The organism is Isoptericola sp. NPDC019693, from assembly GCF_044389085.1.
Taxonomy (GTDB): Bacteria; Actinomycetota; Actinomycetes; order Actinomycetales; family Cellulomonadaceae; genus Isoptericola.
The window spans coordinates 312,140-328,776 of record NZ_JBIRXP010000002.1 but is presented as its reverse complement, the minus strand read 5'-3'; the positions used below and the strand labels follow the sequence as shown (position 1 = coordinate 328,776).

Sequence of the window (16,637 nt, the reverse complement as noted above, 5' to 3'; positions counted from 1 at the left end):
CGTCGTCAGTGCGCGGCCTCGTAGGCCTCGAGGACGGAGCTGGGGATGCGGCCGCGGTCGCTGACCTTGTGGCCGTTGTCGCGGGCCCACTCGCGGATCTTGGCGAGCTGCGCACGGTCGGTGCTGGTCCGGCGCGCGGCGCTCCGCGTGCCGCCGCCGAGCCGCGTCGTGGTCTTGCGACCATGACCGATCCAGGTGGCGAACGCGTCCCGGAGCTCGGCCGCGTGCTTGGCCGTGAGGTCGATCTCGTAAGAGACCCCGTCGAGCGCGAACGTGACGGTCTCGTCAGCGTCGCCCCCGTCGATATCGTCGATCAGGACGATCTGCTGCTTCTGGACCACGTGGATTCCCCTCGGTCACGATATGCGGACAGAAGTGAGAATGCCCCCGGCGTCGACCGAATGTCAATTCGAATCGCGCAACGGAATCAGCAGAAAGAGTTCACCGGGATTCCGACTCCGCCGCCGCGGCCGCCTCTTCGGCGTCCATCCGCTCGAGCGCAAGGCGTTCGTTCCGGTCGGCGTGGAGGATCTTGCGCATCGCCAGCCAGAACAGCAGGCCCACGCCGACGGACGGGGCGAGCCCGGTCATGATCGCGATAAAGGTGTCCATGAGTTGACTTCCGTTCAGACCGTCGGCTTGACGAGCGGGAAAAGGATGGTCTCGCGGATCCCGAGGCCGGTGAGCGCCATGAGGAGCCGGTCGACGCCCATCCCCATGCCTCCCGCCGGGGGCATCGCGTGCTCCATCGCGGTGAGGAAGTCCTCGTCGAGCGCCATGGCCTCGTCGTCGCCGGCGGCCGCGAGGCGCGCCTGGTCCTCGAAGCGCTGCCGCTGCACGACGGGGTCGACGAGCTCCGAGTATCCCGTCGCCAGCTCGAAACCGCGCACGTACAGGTCCCACTTCTCCACGACCCCGGGCGTGGTGCGGTGCGCGCGGACCAGGGGCGAGGTCTCGACCGGGAAGTCGCGCACGAAGGTCGGCGCGTGCAGGCCGTCACCCACGTGGTGCTCCCACAGCTCCTCGACGAGCTTGCCGTGGTTCACCTTCTTCGGGTCGACCGAGATCTCCGCCTTCTCGGCGAGCGCGGAAAGGTGCTCGACGGTCGTCTCGGGCGTGATCTCCTCACCGACCGCCTCCGAGAGCGAGCCGTACATCGTGATCTGCGCCCATTCACCGCCGAGGTCGTACTCCTCGCCGTCCGGAAGGGTCACCGTCGTGGTCCCGAGAACGTCGAGCGCGGCCTTCTGCACGAGATCCTGGGTGAGGGCCCCGATGGTGTTGTAGTCGCCGTACGCCTCGTACGCCTCGAGCATCGCAAACTCGGGAGAGTGCGTGGAGTCCGCGCCCTCGTTGCGGAAGTTGCGGTTGATCTCGAAAACCTTCTCCACGCCACCCACCACGGCACGCTTGAGGAAGAGCTCCGGGGCGATGCGCAGGAAAAGGTCGATGTCGTACGCGTTCATGTGCGTCTGGAACGGCCGCGCCGAGGCCCCCGACGCGATCGTCTGCAGCATCGGCGTCTCGATCTCGAGGAAGCCGCGGCCGTGGAAGTTGTCGCGCATCGAGCGCACGACGCCGGCACGGGTGCGGACCATCTCGCGGGCCGCGGGCCGCGCGATGAGGTCGACGTACCGCTGGCGGACCCGCGCCTCCTCCGACAGGTCCTTGTGCAGCACCGGCAGGGGGCGCAGGGCCTTGGCCGCGAGCGCCCAGGTGTCGGCGAACACGCTCAGCTCACCGCGCCGCGAGGAGCCCACCCGGCCGTGGACGAACAGGTGGTCGCCCAGGTCGACGTCGGACTTGAACGACGCCAGCGACTCCTCGCCGACCTCCTTGAGGCTGAGCATCGCCTGCAGGCGCCGCCCCTCCCCGTCCTGCAGCGTGACGAAGCACAGCTTGCCCGTGTTGCGCAGGAACACGACGCGGCCGGCGACGCCGACGACGTCGTCCGTCTCCTGCCCCGCCTCGAGGTGCTCGTAGCCCGCGCGCACCTCGGCGATCGAGTGGCTGATCGGCAGGCCGACCGGGTAGGGCTCCACGCCCTGCTCCAGCAGCCGGTCGCGCTTCTCCCGGCGCACGCGCATCTGCTCCGGGAGGTCGTCCGTGGCCGCTGAGTCGATCCCCGAGTCGAGCGTGGGGTCGACGGCGGGCACGGCGGAGGCGGGGTTCTGCGGGGAGGTCACCCGTCGATTCTACGGGCGACGCACCTCACACCTGCCCGCCGGGCTCAGGCCTCCGCTGCCGGGCTCACGGGCGCAGGTCGAGTGCCAGGTCGAGGATCGGGGCGGAGTGCGTCAGGGCGCCGACGGACAGGTGGTCGACGCCCGTGCCGGCCACCTCGCGGGCGCGGTCGAGGGTGAGGTTGCCCGTGGCCTCCAGCTCGACGTGCGCGGGCACGCCGTCGCGCCCCTGCCGCTCGCGGACCGCGGCGACCGTCGCGGCGAGGACCGGCGTGGGCATGTTGTCGAGCAGCAGGAAGTCCGCGCCGGCGTCGAGCGCCTCCATCGCCTGGTCCGTGGTGTCGGCCTCGACCTGGACCAGCACGTCGGGGAACGTGCGCCGGACGGCGTCGATCGCGCCGCGCACGGAGCCGGCCGCGACCACGTGGTTGTCCTTGACCATCGCGACGTCGTGCAGGCCCATGCGCTTGTTGGTGCCGCCGCCGGCACGGACGGCGTACTTCTCCAGGGCGCGCAGGCCCGGCGTCGTCTTGCGGGTGTCGAGCACCTGGGCGCCCGTGCCCGCGAGCTCGCGCGACCAGGCCGCCGTCGCCGTCGCGACGCCGGAGGCTCGGGAGGCGAGGTTCAGCAGGGTCCGCTCCGCGACGAGCAGCACCTGCACGCGCCCCACGAGCGCGGCGAGCACCTGGCCGGGCGCGACGGCGTCGCCGTCCTGCGCGTGGAAGGTCACGTCGGGTGCCGGGAGCCCGAGGCGGCCGGCGACCTGTCGCAGCACCTCCGCCACCACGACGAGCCCCGCGACCGTCCCCGCGGACCGGGCCACGAGGTCGGCGGTCCCGACGGCCGACGCGGGCACCGTGGCCTGCGTCGTGACGTCGCGACCGGGCGCCTCGCCGAGGTCCTCGTCCAGCGCGGTCTCGACGACGCGGGCGACCCACGCGGCGTCCAGCCCGGGCTGGACGGCGGACGGCTGGTCGTGCACGGGCAGGCTCAGGTCGGTCACGCTGCGCAACGCTACCGCCCGTCCCGCCGAGGTAGTCCCGAGCCTGCCGAGGTAGTGGTCTGGACCACTACCTCGGCAGGCTCGGAACTACCTCGCGGAGACGGGGACCACCTCGCGGAGGGTGGCGTCCTCGTCGAGGGCGAGCGTGACGCGGCGCGCCCACGCCGGGTCCGGCGCGGGGAAGTCGGCGCGGAAGTGCCCGCCTCGGGACTCCTCGCGCAGCAGTGCGGCGTGCACCAGCGCGCTGGCGACCTGGTGCACGGTGGTGGTCTCCCACTCGGCGACCTGCGGGTCGGCGACGACGTCGGTCGCGCGGTGCGCGTCGGTCCGGACCCCGGCCAGGAGGTCCGCCGCGCGCTCCAGCGACCCGGCCGACCGCACCGGCCCCGCGCCGTCCGACGTCGCGCGCTGCACGCGCGACCGGGCCGCGGCCGCCACGAGCGCGGCGCCCCCGGGCCGCTCCTCGGGCTCCGGCGCGCGGCGCGACCCGCCCTCGGCCACCTGGCGGGCGACGTCGCGGGCGGCGCGGTGCGCGAAGACCAGGCCCTCGAGCAGCGAGTTGGAGGCGAGCCGGTTGGCGCCGTGCACGCCGGTGCACGCCACCTCCCCGACCGCGTACAGGCCGGGCACGGAGGTGCGGCCGTGGGGGTCGGTCACGACGCCGCCCGAGTGGTAGTGCTGCGCGGGCGCCACCGGTACGGGTTCCTCGGTCCAGTCGATCCCCTGGTCGAGCAGGCGCGCGGTGATCGTGGGGAACCGGCGGCGCAGGAAGCCCGCCCCGAGGTGCCGGGCGTCGAGCAGCACGTGGTCGGCCGACGTCGCCGTCATGCGGCGCACGATGGCGTGCGCGACGACGTCCCGCGGCGCCAGCTCGGCCAGCTCGTGCTCGCCCGGCATGAAGCGGAACCCGTCGACGTCGAGCAGCAGCGCGCCCTCGCCCCGCACGGCCTCGCTGATGAGCGGAAGCTGCCCCTTGGCGCCCATCCCCTGCCAGAGCACGGTCGGGTGGAACTGGACGAACTCCAGGTCGCCGACGGACGCGCCCGCGCGCAGCGCCGCGGCGATGCCGTCCCCGGTCGCGCCCGGCGGGTTGGTCGACGAGCGGAACACCTGTCCGATGCCGCCCGTCGCGAGCACCACCACCGGCGCCAGCGCGGCGCCCACGCCGTCCCGGCTGCCGGCGCCGCGCACGTGCAGCGTGACCCCCGCGACCGGACGACGCCGGTCCGCACCCGGCGCACCCGTGAGGACGTCGAGCACGAGCGCGTTCTCGAGCACCTCGATGCCCGGGTCGTCGCGCACCGCCTCGATCTGCGCGACGAGCGCGCGGGAGATCTCGGCCCCCGTGGCGTCACCGCCGGCGTGCGCGATCCGGTCGGCGCGGTGCCCGCCCTCGCGGGTGAGCGCGATGCCGCCGTCGGGGCCGACGTCGAACGCGGTGCCGCGGGTCACGAGCTCGCGCACCCGGTCCGGGCCCTCGTCGACCAGCACCCGCACCGCGGCGGGGTCGCTCAGCCCCCCGCCTGCGGCGAGCGTGTCCGTGAGGTGCGCGTCGGGGGTGTCGTCGGGGTGCAGGGCCGCGGCGATCCCGCCCTGCGCCCACACCGTGGAGCCGGACGACAGCGCCCCCTTGGTCACGAGCAGCACCCGCGGCACGCGCGAGCGCAGCTCCAGCGCCGCGGTCAGGCCGGCGATGCCGGTGCCGACGACGATCGCGTCGGCGGTGGTGGTCCAGCCGGGGGCCGGGGCGGCGAGGGCGCGGGCGAGCCGCGGCCCGTTCACCGGGTCGTCACCGCGCCGTCGGGGCTGCGGTCGCAGGTGCGCGCGGCGGTCACCGGACGGCCGCGAAGGGCACGCCGCTGGACTCCAGGCCGAAGCCGTCCGGCACCTGGCCGGGGTCGTCGTCGAGCTCGACGATCCGGTTCTCCGGGTCGACGAAGACGACCGCGGGCGAGTACGTGCGCGCGTCGGCGTCCGACATCGTGCCGTAGGCGATGACGATGACGGTGTCGCCCGGGTGGACCAGGTGCGCGGCCGCGCCGTTGATGCTCACCTGGCGGCCGCCGCGCTCGCCCGGGATGACGTAGGTCGTGAGGCGGGCGCCGTTCGTGACGTCCACCACGTCGACCTGCTGGCCCGGGTAGAGGTCGGCCGCGTCCAGCAGGTCGGCGTCGATGGTGATCGAGCCGACGTAGTGCAGGTCCGCCTGCGTCACCGTGGCGCGGTGGATCTTGCCGATCATCATCGGCCGCTGCAGGGAGGCGGGGCGGTTCGCGTGCTCAGTCACGGGCGTTCTCCTGGGGGTCCTCACGGGTAGCAGGGCCGCTGGCGGGGCTGCCGGCGAGGTCCACGGCCTGGTTGTCGATCAGTCGGGTGGCGCCCACACGGGCCGCCACGAGGAGGAGGGCGGGGCCGCGGAAGTCCGCGGGCACCGGGTCCACGGTAGTCGGGTCGACGAGTGCGAGGTAATCACGTTCAACGCCGGCCCCCGCCCCGAGGATTCCCGACGCCGCCGCCAGCACCGCCTCGGGCCCCTGGTCCGCCGCGTCCGCGCCCGCGCGCATCGCCCTCGAGAGCACCAGGGCGGCGGCCCGCTCGTCGGCGGAGAGGTAGGCGTTGCGCGACGACATCGCGAGACCGTCCGGGTCGCGCACGATCGGGACCCCGAGCACCTCGACGTCGACGTCCAGGTCGCGCACCATGCGGCGCACGGCCAGCAGCTGCTGGGCGTCCTTCTCCCCGAACAGGGCGACGTCGGGGCGGGTGAGGTGCATGAGCTTGAGCACCACCGTGAGCGCGCCGTCGAGGTGCCCGGGGCGCGACTCGCCCTCCAGCACCTCGCCGATCCGGCCCGCCGACACCCGCACGATCGGGTCGCCGTCCGGGTATACGACGTCGGGCGTGGGGGCGAACACCAGGTCCGCGCCCACGCTCGCGAGCTTCGCGACGTCCCCCTCCAGGTCGCGGGGGTACCGGTCCAGGTCCTCCCCCGCCCCGAACTGCAGCGGGTTGACGAAGATCGTCACGATCACCTGGCCGGTGGGGCCGGCGGCCTCCCGGGCCCGTCGCACCAGCTCCAGGTGGCCGTCGTGCAGCGCCCCCATCGTCATCACGACGGCGCGCCGGTCCGTGGGCTCCGGGCCGGACAGCGTCCACGCCGCCAGCGCGTCGTGCAGGTCGGTCCGGGAGCTGACGACGGCGGGCGTGCTCGGGGTGGTGGTCATCGGGGCTCCTGCGGGTCGTCGGGGTGGGACGCGGGCGGCGGGGCGAGCGCGTCGAGCAGCTCGCGGGCCGCGCGGTCGCCGATGCGGTGGGCGGCGAGCGCGCGCTGCGTGGCCCCGCGCGCCAGCTCCGTGTACGACGCGGGCACGTCGGTGGCGCCCGTGTCGGCCGCGAGCGTGCGCAGGGCGTCGAGGTGCGTGCGCACCGTGCCCACGTCGCCGCGCGACACCGGGCCGGTGAGCGCCGTGACCGCGCCGGCGCCGTCGGCCACGTCGGCGGCACGGGTCGCGCCGTCGAGCGCGGCGGACAGGAGCGGCGCGAGGGCACGGCCCGGCTGCTCGACGCCGGCCGCCTCCAGCGCCTGGGCGGCCTGGGCCACCAGCACCACGAGGTGGTTCGCACCGTGGGCGAGGGCCGCGTGATAGAGGCCGCGGGCCTCCTCGGCGACGATCACCGGCTCCCCGCCCACCTCGACGACGAGCGCCTGCCCGATCGGCTGCACGGCCGCCGGGGCGGTGACGGCGAAGGTGCACCCCTCCAGCCGGTGCAGGTCCAGCGACGTGCCCGTGAACGTCATCGCCGGGTGCAGCGCCACCGGGATGGCGCCGGCCTGGCGCGCCGGGTCCAGCACGCCCACGCCGTAGCGGCCCGACGTGTGCACGACGAGCTGTCCGGGCTGCCAGGCGCCGAGCGCGGCGAGGCCGCTGACGACCTCCGCCAACGCGTCGTCGGGCACCGCGAGGAGCACCATCTCCGCGCGCTCCACGACGTCGGTCACCTCGAGGTGCGGCACCCCGGGCAGGAGGGTCGCGATCCGCTCCCGCGACTCCTCGCTCACCCCGCTCGCGCCGACCACCGTGTGCCCCGCGGCGCGCAGGGCGCTGCCGAGGACGGCGCCCACGCGGCCGGCGCCGACCACGCCCACGCCGAGGCGGCCCGGCCTGGCGGACGGGGGCGCCGGGGCCTGGCGGCCGCCGTCGGGCTCGCTCATCTTCGCCCCTCCATCTGCCCCTCCGTCTGCCCCTGCACCTGCCCCTGCACCTGCCCCTGCGTCTGCCCCTGGATCTGACCCTCCATCCAGCGCTCCGGCCCCGCGTGGGCCCGGGCCTCGCGGGCGCGCGCGGACTGCTCGCCGAGCAGGCGCGCCGCCTCGTCCTCGGCGAGGTGATGGACGGCCGGGCTGATCGGCCCGGGCGTCGAGTGCAGCGTGAACGACGCGAGCCCGCGCCGCCGCTGCCACGGCCCCTGCACCAGCCCGAGGGACTGGGTGCGCTCGTGCGGCACCACCTCGAGCGTGCGCACGAAGCGGCCGCCGCGCGCCAGCAGGGCCCGGCCGGTGACCGCGTAGCCGTTGCGCCGCCAGCTCCACGGGTCGAGCAGCCGGGCGCTGCGGGGGCTGGTGACGAACCAGCGGTCCGTGCGGGCGTCGCCGGTGAGCGCCTCGTCGAGCAGCGCCAGCGTGTCGTCGGGGTCGGCGACCTCGAGGTCGGGCAGCACGAGCCACAGCGCCGTGAGCGCCTCCTCGCGCGGGCCGACCGGCAGCAGCACGTGCTGCTGCTCCCCCGCCTGCTCCCCGCCGCCGCCGTAGCCCGCCACGTTGACCTTGACGCGCCACCAGTCGGGCCCGCGCCACAGCGGGCCCTGCGTGAGGGACACCGCCTGCACCCGGCCCGGCGGGATCGTCTGCGCCCGCGTCTCCAGCAGGCCGTGGCGCAGCCGGATGCCGTCCGGCGACAGCGCGGCCCGGAAGCCGAACTCCCCCGCGAACCGCTGGAAGATGTACCCGCCGACGCCCAGGACGGCCGGCAGCGCGGAGAACAGGATGCTCACCTCGCGGGTGACGGCGACCGCCACCCCGACGCCGACCAGCGACAGGACGCCGACCCACACCCCCGGCATCCGCAGCAGCGACAGCAGCAGACGGGTGGCCGGCACCTCGTACACCTGGTGCTCCGGCGCCTCGGGGGCGGCGACCTCCTGCCCGTCGTCCGGGGCGGGGGCCGCTCCGGGGAGCCGGCCGTCCGCCAGGTCCGCGGGCGTCGCCGGGTCGTCGGACGCCGGGCCTACCGTGGTCGGCTGGCCGTCGGACCGGTCGGTGCGGCGGGCGGCTTTGACCCCCGCCGCGCGGGCGAGCAGGTCCGCGCGCAGTCGCTGCGCGTCCGCCTCCTTGAGGAAGCCGATCGCCACCCCCGAGTCGGAACCGCCGGCCACCTCCAGCCGCAGCTCCGCCAGCCCGAACAGCCGCGCGAGCAGCGGCTGGCGCACGTCGATCGCCTGCAGGCGGTCGAGGCGGGCGTGCCGCTGCTGGCGGAACAGGATGCCCTTGCGCAGGCGCACCGCGTCGTCGTCGACGGCATAGGCCGTCATGCGCCACGCCAGGGCGGCGTACCCGAAGATGATCCCGACGAGCACCACCAGCGCGAGGAGCACCACCCACCACAGGCTGCGGATCGAGTCGACCGCCCTGACCGCGTTCGCCACGTCGTCGAGCACCTGCTGGCCACCGATGACCAGGATCGCCACCACCGCCGCCCAGCCCCGCACGAACGGCGTGACCGGGTGCACGCGGCGCCACTCCTGCTCGCTGCGCGCGGGCTCGGGGCTCGGCGCGGGAGCAGGCTCGTGGGCCGGCACCCCGACCGGCTCGGGAGTCGGCGTCGCGGCCGGCTCGGGGATCGGCCCGCTCACAGGCCCGCCAGCCTCGCCTCGCCGCGCGCGGTGAGCCGGTCGCGCAGGCGCTCGGCCTCGTCGGGCACCAGGCCGGGGATGTCCGCGTCCGTGCTCGCCGACGCCGTGTGCAGCTGCACCTTGGCGATGCCGAGCTTGCGGTCGAGCGGACCCGCCTCGACGTCCACGTACTGCATCCGCCCGTAGGGCACGACGACGAGCGTGCGGAACATGATCCCCTTGCGGATCAGCAGGTCGTCGTCACGCTCCGCGTACCCGATCGCGCGGACCTGGCGCGGCACGAGCAGCACGGCCCACACCAGCAGGGCGGCCGGCACCCCGGCCAGGAGCCAGAACCACGGCGAGACGAGGACGGCGAGCACCACGCCCGCGACGATCGGCACGGCCAGGGTCACCGCCGTCGAGACGAGCCGCGCCGGGACGAGCCGGGACGACACGCCCTGCCACGCGACTCCGGGCGGGTCGAAGGGCCCGGACGGCCGCGTGGTCGGCGTCGTCGACGGGTCGGCGCCCGTGGGGATGCTGGTCATGGGTCCATCCTTCCATCGGGCGCCGTCGGCCACATCGTCCGACCGGACCGTGCCCGCCGTCCCGTGTCCGCCGTCCGGACGATGCCGCCGGGTGCCTCGTGCCTGGTGCCGGATGCCGGGTGCCGGGTGCGGGTCAGGACGGCAGCGGGTCCGCGTGCTCCTCGGCGTCCCCGCCGTCGGGGTCGTCGGACGGGGGCAGCTGGCAGAACTTCTCGACGACCAGCCCCACCACGCACAGCACGACCGCGCACGCCGCCGCGATGCCTGCCGCCACCGCCTGGTCGCGGCGCGCCTCGATCTGCAGCTGCCCCAGGACGACGAGCACGCTCGCGACGTAGCGTCCGGCCAGCAGCGCTCCGGTCAGCGCCCCGGCCTTGGCCAGCACGAACGTGCGGGCCGCGCGCAGCGGGTCCAGGTCGGGCCGGTCGCCCTTCTGGTAGGCGCGCACCGCCCAGCCCATCCAGAAGATGATGCCCGCCAGCCCGAGCATCGCGACGTCCTCCACCCACGCGACGGTCGGCAGGTAGATCCCGCGCGACTCCAGCAGGCGGAGCAGCCCGGCGCCGCCGACCGCCACCACGGTGGCGACGGCGGCGAGGAGGCGGACGGAGGTGCGGCGCATCTCAGCGGCCGTCCTCCCCGAACCGCTCCTGGTGGCCGGGCACGCCGGGGTGCGTCTCCGGGAAGGGGGCGAACGGGCCCGGGGCGGCCGCAGGCTCGGCGGCGGGCGCGGGAGCCGGGGGCACCGGCTCGTGCTGCGGGGCCGGCGGCGCGAACGACGACACCGGCGGCGTCGCCGGTCCGGACGGCGCCTCCGGTTGACCGGCGGGCGCGGGGAACGGGCTCGCCGGGGCCGGGGGCACTGGCGCGTGCGGGCTCGGCGGCGGTCCGTCGACGCGGGGCTCCGCGGGGGCCGCGGGCGACCCGACGGGGGCGAACGGCCGCGGCATCACCGGCTGGTCCGCGTCGGACCCGAACGGGTCGGGCACGACGGCGCGCGCGTCCGGGGCGGGCGGGTCCGCGCGCCGCGGCTCCGGGGCGGCCGGCGGCTCCACCACCGGCGGCGCGGGCGTGTACTGGTCCGGCGCGTACTGCTCCGGCGCGTAGGGCTCGACGGCCGGGCTGCCGTCCGACGACGGCGCGGGCGCGGCGTAGCTCTCCTGCGCGTACTGCTCCGGCGCCCAGGCCTCCGGCGGGTACTGCTCCGGCGTGTGCTGCCCCGCGGTCGACGCGTCCGGCGTCGACGACTCGGGGGCGTACTGCTCCGGTTCGTACTGCTCCGGGGCGTACCGCTCAGGGGTGTGCTGCTCGGGGGCGTACTGCTCCGGGGTCGGCGCGGCCGGCGTCGCGGACTCGGTCGCGTACGCCTCGCCCGCCCAGGCCTCCGGGGCGTACGACGCCTGGGCGCCGTCGGCCGCCCCCTGGGACGACTGGTCGGAGGACTGGTGCGGGGGCTCCGCCGGCGCGGACTGCGGCACCGGCGCGGACGGTGCGGCGTCGGCCGCCACGGCGGAGACCTGGCCGGTGGTCTGCGTCGGCCCGGTGAGCCAGTCGAGCGCGAGCCAGCGGATCCCCCCGCGGTCGGGGGCGGTCACGGCGAGCTGGCCCACCGGACCGCCGCCGGGCCCGCCGAGCAGGGCGTCGGGCGCCACCTCGGCCCACGGCACGAGCACGAAGGCCCGCTCCTTCGCGCGGGGGTGCGGCAGCTCGAGGTCCGGCGCGCTCGCGACGAGCGCGCCGTACTGCACGATGTCGACGTCGAGCGTGCGAGGCCCCCAGCGCTCCTCGCGGACACGGCCGTGCTGGGCCTCGACCTGCTGGGTGCTGCGCAGGAGGTCGCGCGGCGACAGCGTGGTGCGCACGACGAGCACGGCGTTGAGGTAGTCCGGCTGCTCCGGCCCGCCGACGGCGGCCGTGCGGGCCAGCGGCGAGACGTCCATGACCTGCACGCCCGGCAGGCGGTCGACGTCCGTCACGGCCTGCCGCAGCGTCACCTGCGCGTCGCCGAGGTTCGCCCCGAGCGCCAGCACGGCGTCGACCGGCTCGGCGGGCGTGACGTCCAGCGGGTCGGCGGGGGGCTGGGGCGCGGGCGCCTCGGCCGGGACGGCCGCGACGGGCGCCGGCGGGACGGGGGCGTGGACCGCCCCGGCAGGCTCGGCCGGGACGTCCGGCTCGGGCGGGACGACGGGCGCCACCGGCGGGGCCGGCACCGCGGTCTCCTCCGGCTCGTCCGCCGGGGCCGCCTCGACCACGGGCGGCCGCGCGCGGTCACGGCGCACGACGATCGCGACGTCGTCGAACGGCACGGGGATGGGGGCCTGCGGCTTGTGCACGCGGACGTCCACGGCCTGCACCGCGTCGTGGCTCAGCACCACGGCGGCGATCCGCTCCGCGACGGTCTCCACGAGGTCGGCCGGGGAGCCCGCGAGCACGTCGTGGACGTCCTGGGCGACGTCGGCGTAGCTCACGGTCCGCCCGAGGTCGTCCGAGGACGCGGCGGCACGGGTGTCCAGGTGCAGCACCACGTCGGCGCTGAAGACCTGACCGTCCGCGCGCTCGTGCGCGAGCACCCCGTGGTGCCCGGTGGCGGTGACCCCGGCGAGGCGGATCTGGTCGAGCGGCTGTCCGTCCGGTCCCGGTACGGCTGCGGCGAACGTCACGAGGGGCCCTCCTCATCAACGGCGGTTCCTGCTCCGCCCACGGCTTCGGTGCGGTGCGCCGGTGCGGTCATCCCGGCATCCTCCACGCCGCGGGACGCCGACGTCCAGGCGTCCGCGACCCGGACGGCGTCCGCGCTGGCGCGCACGGCGTGCACGCGCACCGCCCACGCACCGGCGGCGGCGGACAGCGCGGAGACGGCGGCGGTGGCGTCGTCTCGCTCCAGGGGCGGTGCGGGCCGGTCGGCGGGCAGGCCCCGCGTCCCCTCCAGCAGGTGCCCCAGGAACCGCTTGCGCGACGCCCCCACGAGCACCGGACGGCCGAGCGTGTGCAGCGCGTCCAGGTGCGCGAGGATCGGCCAGTTCAGCACGCCGGCCTTCGAGAAGCCCAGCCCCGGGTCGAGCACCAGCTGCTCCGGGTCCACGCCCACCGCGACGAGCGAGTCCATGCGGGCCGCGAGCTCGTCGCGCACCTCCGCGACGACGTCGTCGTACACCTCGAGGCTGTCCATGACGTCCGCGTGGCCGCGCCAGTGCATCGCGACGTACGCCACGCCGGTGTCCGCGACCACGTGGCCCATGCGCGGGTCGGCGTAGCTGCCCGAGACGTCGTTGACGATCCGGGCGCCCGCCGCGACCGCCGCCTCGGCGACCGACGCCCGGGTCGTGTCCACCGACACGACCGCGCCGTGCGCCGCGAGCCGCTCGATGACGGGAACCACGCGCCGCAGCTCCTCCGCCTCGTCGACACGCGCCGAGCCCGGCCGGGTGGACTCGCCGCCCACGTCGAGGATCTCCGCGCCCTCGGCCATCAGGTCGAGACCGTGCTGCACCCCGGCGTCGGCGTCGAACCAGCGGCCGCCGTCGGAGAAGGAGTCGGGCGTGATGTTCACGACGCCCATGACGAGGCACCGGCCCACACCGGACAGCTCCGGCAGCCCGGCGACCACCGCGTCGCGCGGGTGCACCGTCATGCCCGGGTCACCGTCCCGTGATGAGGCTCATGGCCTCGGCCCGCGTGGACGCGTTCTGCATGATGCCGCGCACCGCGGAGGTCACGGTCCGCGAGCCGGGCTTGCGCACCCCCCGCATCGACATGCACAGGTGCTCGCACTCCACCACGACGAGGACGCCGCGCGGCTCGAGGATGCGCACCAGCGCGTCCGCGACCTGCGTCGTCAGCCGCTCCTGCACCTGCGGGCGGCGGGCGTACACCTCGACGAGCCGGGCCAGCTTCGACAGGCCGGTGATGCGCCCGTCGGTGTTCGGGATGTACCCCACGTGCGCGACGCCGTGGAACGGCACGAGGTGGTGCTCGCACGTCGAGTACACCTCGATGTCGCGCACCAGCACCATCTCCTCGTGGCCGAGGTCGAAGGTGGTGGTCAGGACGTCCTCGGGCTCCTGGCGCAGCCCCGCGAAGATCTCCTGGTAGGCGCGCGCCACGCGGGCCGGCGTCTCCTTGAGACCCTCGCGGTCCGGGTCCTCGCCGACCGCGAGCAGCAGCTCACGGACGGCTGCCTCCGCGCGGACGGCGTCGTACGGCGGCACGTCCGCGGCCGCGCGCATGCCCAGGTCGGTCACCGGGTCGGTCACCGGTTGTCCCCCGCCGCCGGCGGCTCGCTGTCGGTGCCGACGCCCGGGCCGGCCTCCTGGAGGTCGCCCTCGCTGCCCACGATGGCGGCCTCGTCCTGCGGCACGACGGCCTGCCCGTTGCCGTTCGACGCGGCACGCTCGGCATCCGTCATGATCGGCCCGCGCGTGTGCACGGTGCGCTGGTCGCTGGACAGCCACACGTCGCGCGGCTCGCGCTTGACCACGGGGGCGAAGACCTCGGCGAGCTCCGCCTGGTTCAGCGTCTCCTTCTCCAGCAGCCGCAGCACCAGGTCGTCGAGCACGTCGCGGTACTGGGTGAGCACCTCCCACGCCTCGTCGTGCGCCGCCTCGACCAGCTTGCGCACCTCGTGGTCCACGGTGCCGGCGACGGCCTCGGAGTAGTCGCGCTGGTGCCCCATGTCGCGGCCCAGGAACGGCTCGCCGGACCCGCTGCCGAGCTTGATCGCGCCGACCTTCTCGCTCATGCCGTACTCGGTGACCATCTTGCGCGCGGTCGCCGTGGCCTTCTCGATGTCGTTGCTCGCGCCCGTGGTCGGGTCGTGGAAGACGATCTCCTCGGCCACACGACCGCCCATCGCGTACGCGAGCTGGTCGAGCAGCTCGTTGCGGGTGGTGGAGTACTTGTCCTCCATCGGCATCACCATCGTGTAGCCGAGGGCCCGGCCGCGCGGCAGGATCGTCACCTTGGTGACGGGGTCCGTGTAGCGCATCGCCGCCGCGACCAGGGCGTGCCCGCCCTCGTGGTACGCGGTGATCTTCTGCTCCTTGACCTTCATCACGCGGGTGCGCTTCTGCGGGCCGGCGATGACGCGGTCGATCGCCTCGTCCAGCGCGCGGTCGTCGATGAGCTGGGCGCCGCTGCGCGCGGTGAGCAGCGCGGCCTCGTTGAGGACGTTCGCCAGGTCCGCACCCGTGAAGCCGGGCGTGCGGCGCGCGACGACGGCCAGGTCGATGCTCTCGACCATCGGCTTGCCCTGCGCGTGCACCTTGAGGATGTGCTCGCGGCCCTTGAGGTCCGGGGCCTCGACGGCCACCTGGCGGTCGAAGCGGCCGGGCCGCAGCAACGCCGGGTCGAGGATGTCGGGCCGGTTGGTGGCCGCGATGAGGATGACGTTCGTCTTGACGTCGAAGCCGTCCATCTCGACGAGCATCTGGTTCAGGGTCTGCTCGCGCTCGTCGTGCCCGCCGCCCATGCCGGCGCCGCGGTGACGGCCCACGGCGTCGATCTCGTCGACGAAGATGATCGCGGGCGAGTTGTTCTTCGCCTGCTCGAACAGGTCGCGCACGCGGGAGGCACCGACGCCGACGAACATCTCGACGAAGTCCGAGCCGGAGATCGAGTAGAACGGCACCCCGGCCTCGCCGGCGACGGCGCGCGCGAGCAGGGTCTTGCCGGTTCCCGGCGGGCCGTACAGCAGCACGCCCTTGGGGATCTTGGCGCCGACGGCCTGGAACTTGGCCGGGTCCTCGAGGAACTCCTTGATCTCGTGGAGCTCCTCGACCGCCTCGTCCACGCCCGCGACGTCGGCGAACGTCACCTGCGGCATGTCCTTGCTGATCAGCTTGGCCTTGGACTTGCCGAAGCCCATGACGCCGTTGCGGCCGCCGCCCTGCGCCCTCGACAGGATGAACCAGAAGACGACGCCGATGAGCAGGAACGGGATGAGGAACCCGAGGATCGAGCTCCAGAAGCTGGGCTGCGGGTTCTCGGAGTCGAAGCCCTGCGAGGGGTCCGCCTTCTCGACGGCCGTCGCGACGGCGTCGCCCTGCGGCTCGACGTAGAAGAACTCGACCTTCGTGCCGTGGTCCTGCTCGTCGTCGGAGTTCTCACCCGTGACGTACTTCTCGCTCAGCTCGAGCTCGACGCGCTGCTCCCCGTCCACGATCAGGGCGTGGGTCACCGTGTCCCCGGCGAGCAGCTCGAGACCCTGCGAGGTCTCGATCCGCGACACCCGTTCGGTGTTGAAGGCGCTGAAGGCCAGCGACACGAGCAGCAGGCCGACCACGATCCAGATGATCGGGCCGCTCAGGATCTTCTTGATGTTCATCGGCGACGGGGACGGCGCCCCGCTTCCCTTCCGTCGGGCAACGTGTGGTTCACGACGCTACACGCCGAGTGTGGACGAACCGTGGGTGTTCGCCCAGGGCGCGACGGCGTCCTCGGAGCGGCACCTCGGCAGGGAGTCAGCTGTAGACGTGCGGTGCGAGCGTGCCGACGAACGGCAGGTTGCGGTACTTCTCGGCGTAGTCGAGGCCGTAGCCGACGACGAACTCGTTCGGGATGTCGAACCCGACGTAGCGCACGTCGACGTCCACCTTCGCCGCGTCGGGCTTGCGGAGCATGGTCGCGATCTCCACCGACGCCGGGCCGCGGGAGCGCAGGTTCGCGACGAGCCACGAGAGCGTGAGCCCGGAGTCGATGACGTCCTCGACGATGAGCACGTTCCGGTCGGTGAGGTCGGCGTCGAGGTCCTTGAGGATCCGCACGACGCCCGACGACTTGGTGCCCGACCCGTACGACGAGACCGCCATCCAGTCCATCTGCACCGGGTGGTGCAGGCGCCGCGCGAGGTCCGCCATGACCATGACGGCGCCCTTGAGGACGCCGACGAGCAGCAGGTCCTGGCCCGCGTAGTCCGCGTCGATCCGTGCGGCGATCTCGTCGAGCTTGCTGCCGATCTGCTCCTCGGTGAGCAGGATGTTGGCGAGGTCGCCTTCGACGTCCGACTGGTCCACG

16 protein-coding genes are annotated in these 16,637 nt (G+C 74.7%); all 16 read right to left on the bottom strand.

Annotation, left to right across the window (positions count from 1 at the left end):
• Nucleotides 1-5: 5 nt before the first annotated feature.
• A complete protein-coding gene (locus ACH436_RS06930; RefSeq protein ID WP_430559460.1) occupies nt 6-341 on the bottom strand; it encodes an Lsr2 family protein in 336 nt (111 codons plus the stop codon).
• Between the two features lie 100 nt (nt 342-441).
• A complete protein-coding gene (locus tag ACH436_RS06925) occupies nt 442-612 on the bottom strand; it encodes a hypothetical protein (RefSeq protein WP_430559459.1) in 171 nt (56 codons plus the stop codon).
• 14 nt (nt 613-626) lie between these two features.
• Nucleotides 627-2,186 (bottom strand): lysine--tRNA ligase, encoded by a 1,560-nt coding sequence (lysS, locus tag ACH436_RS06920; RefSeq protein WP_430559458.1) that lies wholly within the window; start codon nt 2,184-2,186, stop codon nt 627-629.
• 64 nt (nt 2,187-2,250) lie between these two features.
• Nucleotides 2,251-3,186, bottom strand: coding sequence for a carboxylating nicotinate-nucleotide diphosphorylase (gene nadC, locus ACH436_RS06915; RefSeq protein WP_430559457.1), 936 nt, complete (start codon nt 3,184-3,186; stop codon nt 2,251-2,253).
• An 87-nt stretch (nt 3,187-3,273) separates the two neighbouring features.
• Entirely contained in the window at nt 3,274-4,968 is a 1,695-nt protein-coding gene (locus ACH436_RS06910; RefSeq protein ID WP_430559456.1) for an L-aspartate oxidase, read from the bottom strand.
• 49 nt (nt 4,969-5,017) lie between these two features.
• The gene (gene panD / locus ACH436_RS06905; protein ID WP_429734367.1) at nt 5,018-5,431 is read right to left on the bottom strand and encodes an aspartate 1-decarboxylase; all 414 of its coding nucleotides are present in this window, start codon (nt 5,429-5,431) and stop codon (nt 5,018-5,020) included.
• 34 nt (nt 5,432-5,465) lie between these two features.
• Nucleotides 5,466-6,410 carry a pantoate--beta-alanine ligase gene (gene panC / locus ACH436_RS06900; RefSeq protein ID WP_430559455.1) on the bottom strand — a complete coding sequence of 315 codons (945 nt, stop codon included), beginning with the start codon at nt 6,408-6,410 and terminating at the stop codon, nt 5,466-5,468.
• Nucleotides 6,407-7,399 carry a Rossmann-like and DUF2520 domain-containing protein gene (locus ACH436_RS06895; RefSeq protein WP_430559454.1) on the bottom strand — a complete coding sequence of 331 codons (993 nt, stop codon included), beginning with the start codon at nt 7,397-7,399 and terminating at the stop codon, nt 6,407-6,409. The genes panC and ACH436_RS06895 overlap by 4 nt, the downstream gene beginning before the upstream one ends.
• A complete protein-coding gene (locus ACH436_RS06890; protein ID WP_430559453.1) occupies nt 7,396-9,096 on the bottom strand; it encodes a PH domain-containing protein in 1,701 nt (566 codons plus the stop codon). The genes ACH436_RS06895 and ACH436_RS06890 overlap by 4 nt, the downstream gene beginning before the upstream one ends.
• Entirely contained in the window at nt 9,093-9,626 is a 534-nt protein-coding gene (locus tag ACH436_RS06885; protein ID WP_430559452.1) for a PH domain-containing protein, read from the bottom strand. The genes ACH436_RS06890 and ACH436_RS06885 overlap by 4 nt, the downstream gene beginning before the upstream one ends.
• Before the next feature lie 133 nt (nt 9,627-9,759).
• The gene (locus tag ACH436_RS06880; protein WP_430559451.1) at nt 9,760-10,248 is read right to left on the bottom strand and encodes a DUF3180 domain-containing protein; all 489 of its coding nucleotides are present in this window, start codon (nt 10,246-10,248) and stop codon (nt 9,760-9,762) included.
• A gap of 1 nt (nt 10,249) precedes the next feature.
• Nucleotides 10,250-12,286 (bottom strand): 2-amino-4-hydroxy-6-hydroxymethyldihydropteridine diphosphokinase, encoded by a 2,037-nt coding sequence (gene folK / locus ACH436_RS06875; protein ID WP_430559450.1) that lies wholly within the window; start codon nt 12,284-12,286, stop codon nt 10,250-10,252.
• The gene (folP, locus tag ACH436_RS06870) at nt 12,283-13,257 is read right to left on the bottom strand and encodes a dihydropteroate synthase (protein WP_430559449.1); all 975 of its coding nucleotides are present in this window, start codon (nt 13,255-13,257) and stop codon (nt 12,283-12,285) included. The genes folK and folP overlap by 4 nt, the downstream gene beginning before the upstream one ends.
• Before the next feature lie 7 nt (nt 13,258-13,264).
• Nucleotides 13,265-13,852 carry a GTP cyclohydrolase I FolE gene (folE, locus tag ACH436_RS06865; RefSeq protein ID WP_430559881.1) on the bottom strand — a complete coding sequence of 196 codons (588 nt, stop codon included), beginning with the start codon at nt 13,850-13,852 and terminating at the stop codon, nt 13,265-13,267.
• A gap of 23 nt (nt 13,853-13,875) precedes the next feature.
• Nucleotides 13,876-15,948 carry an ATP-dependent zinc metalloprotease FtsH gene (ftsH, locus tag ACH436_RS06860; RefSeq protein ID WP_430559448.1) on the bottom strand — a complete coding sequence of 691 codons (2,073 nt, stop codon included), beginning with the start codon at nt 15,946-15,948 and terminating at the stop codon, nt 13,876-13,878.
• A 136-nt stretch (nt 15,949-16,084) separates the two neighbouring features.
• The gene (gene hpt, locus ACH436_RS06855) at nt 16,085-16,636 is read right to left on the bottom strand and encodes a hypoxanthine phosphoribosyltransferase (RefSeq protein WP_430559447.1); all 552 of its coding nucleotides are present in this window, start codon (nt 16,634-16,636) and stop codon (nt 16,085-16,087) included.
• Between the last annotated feature and the right edge of the window lies 1 nt (nt 16,637).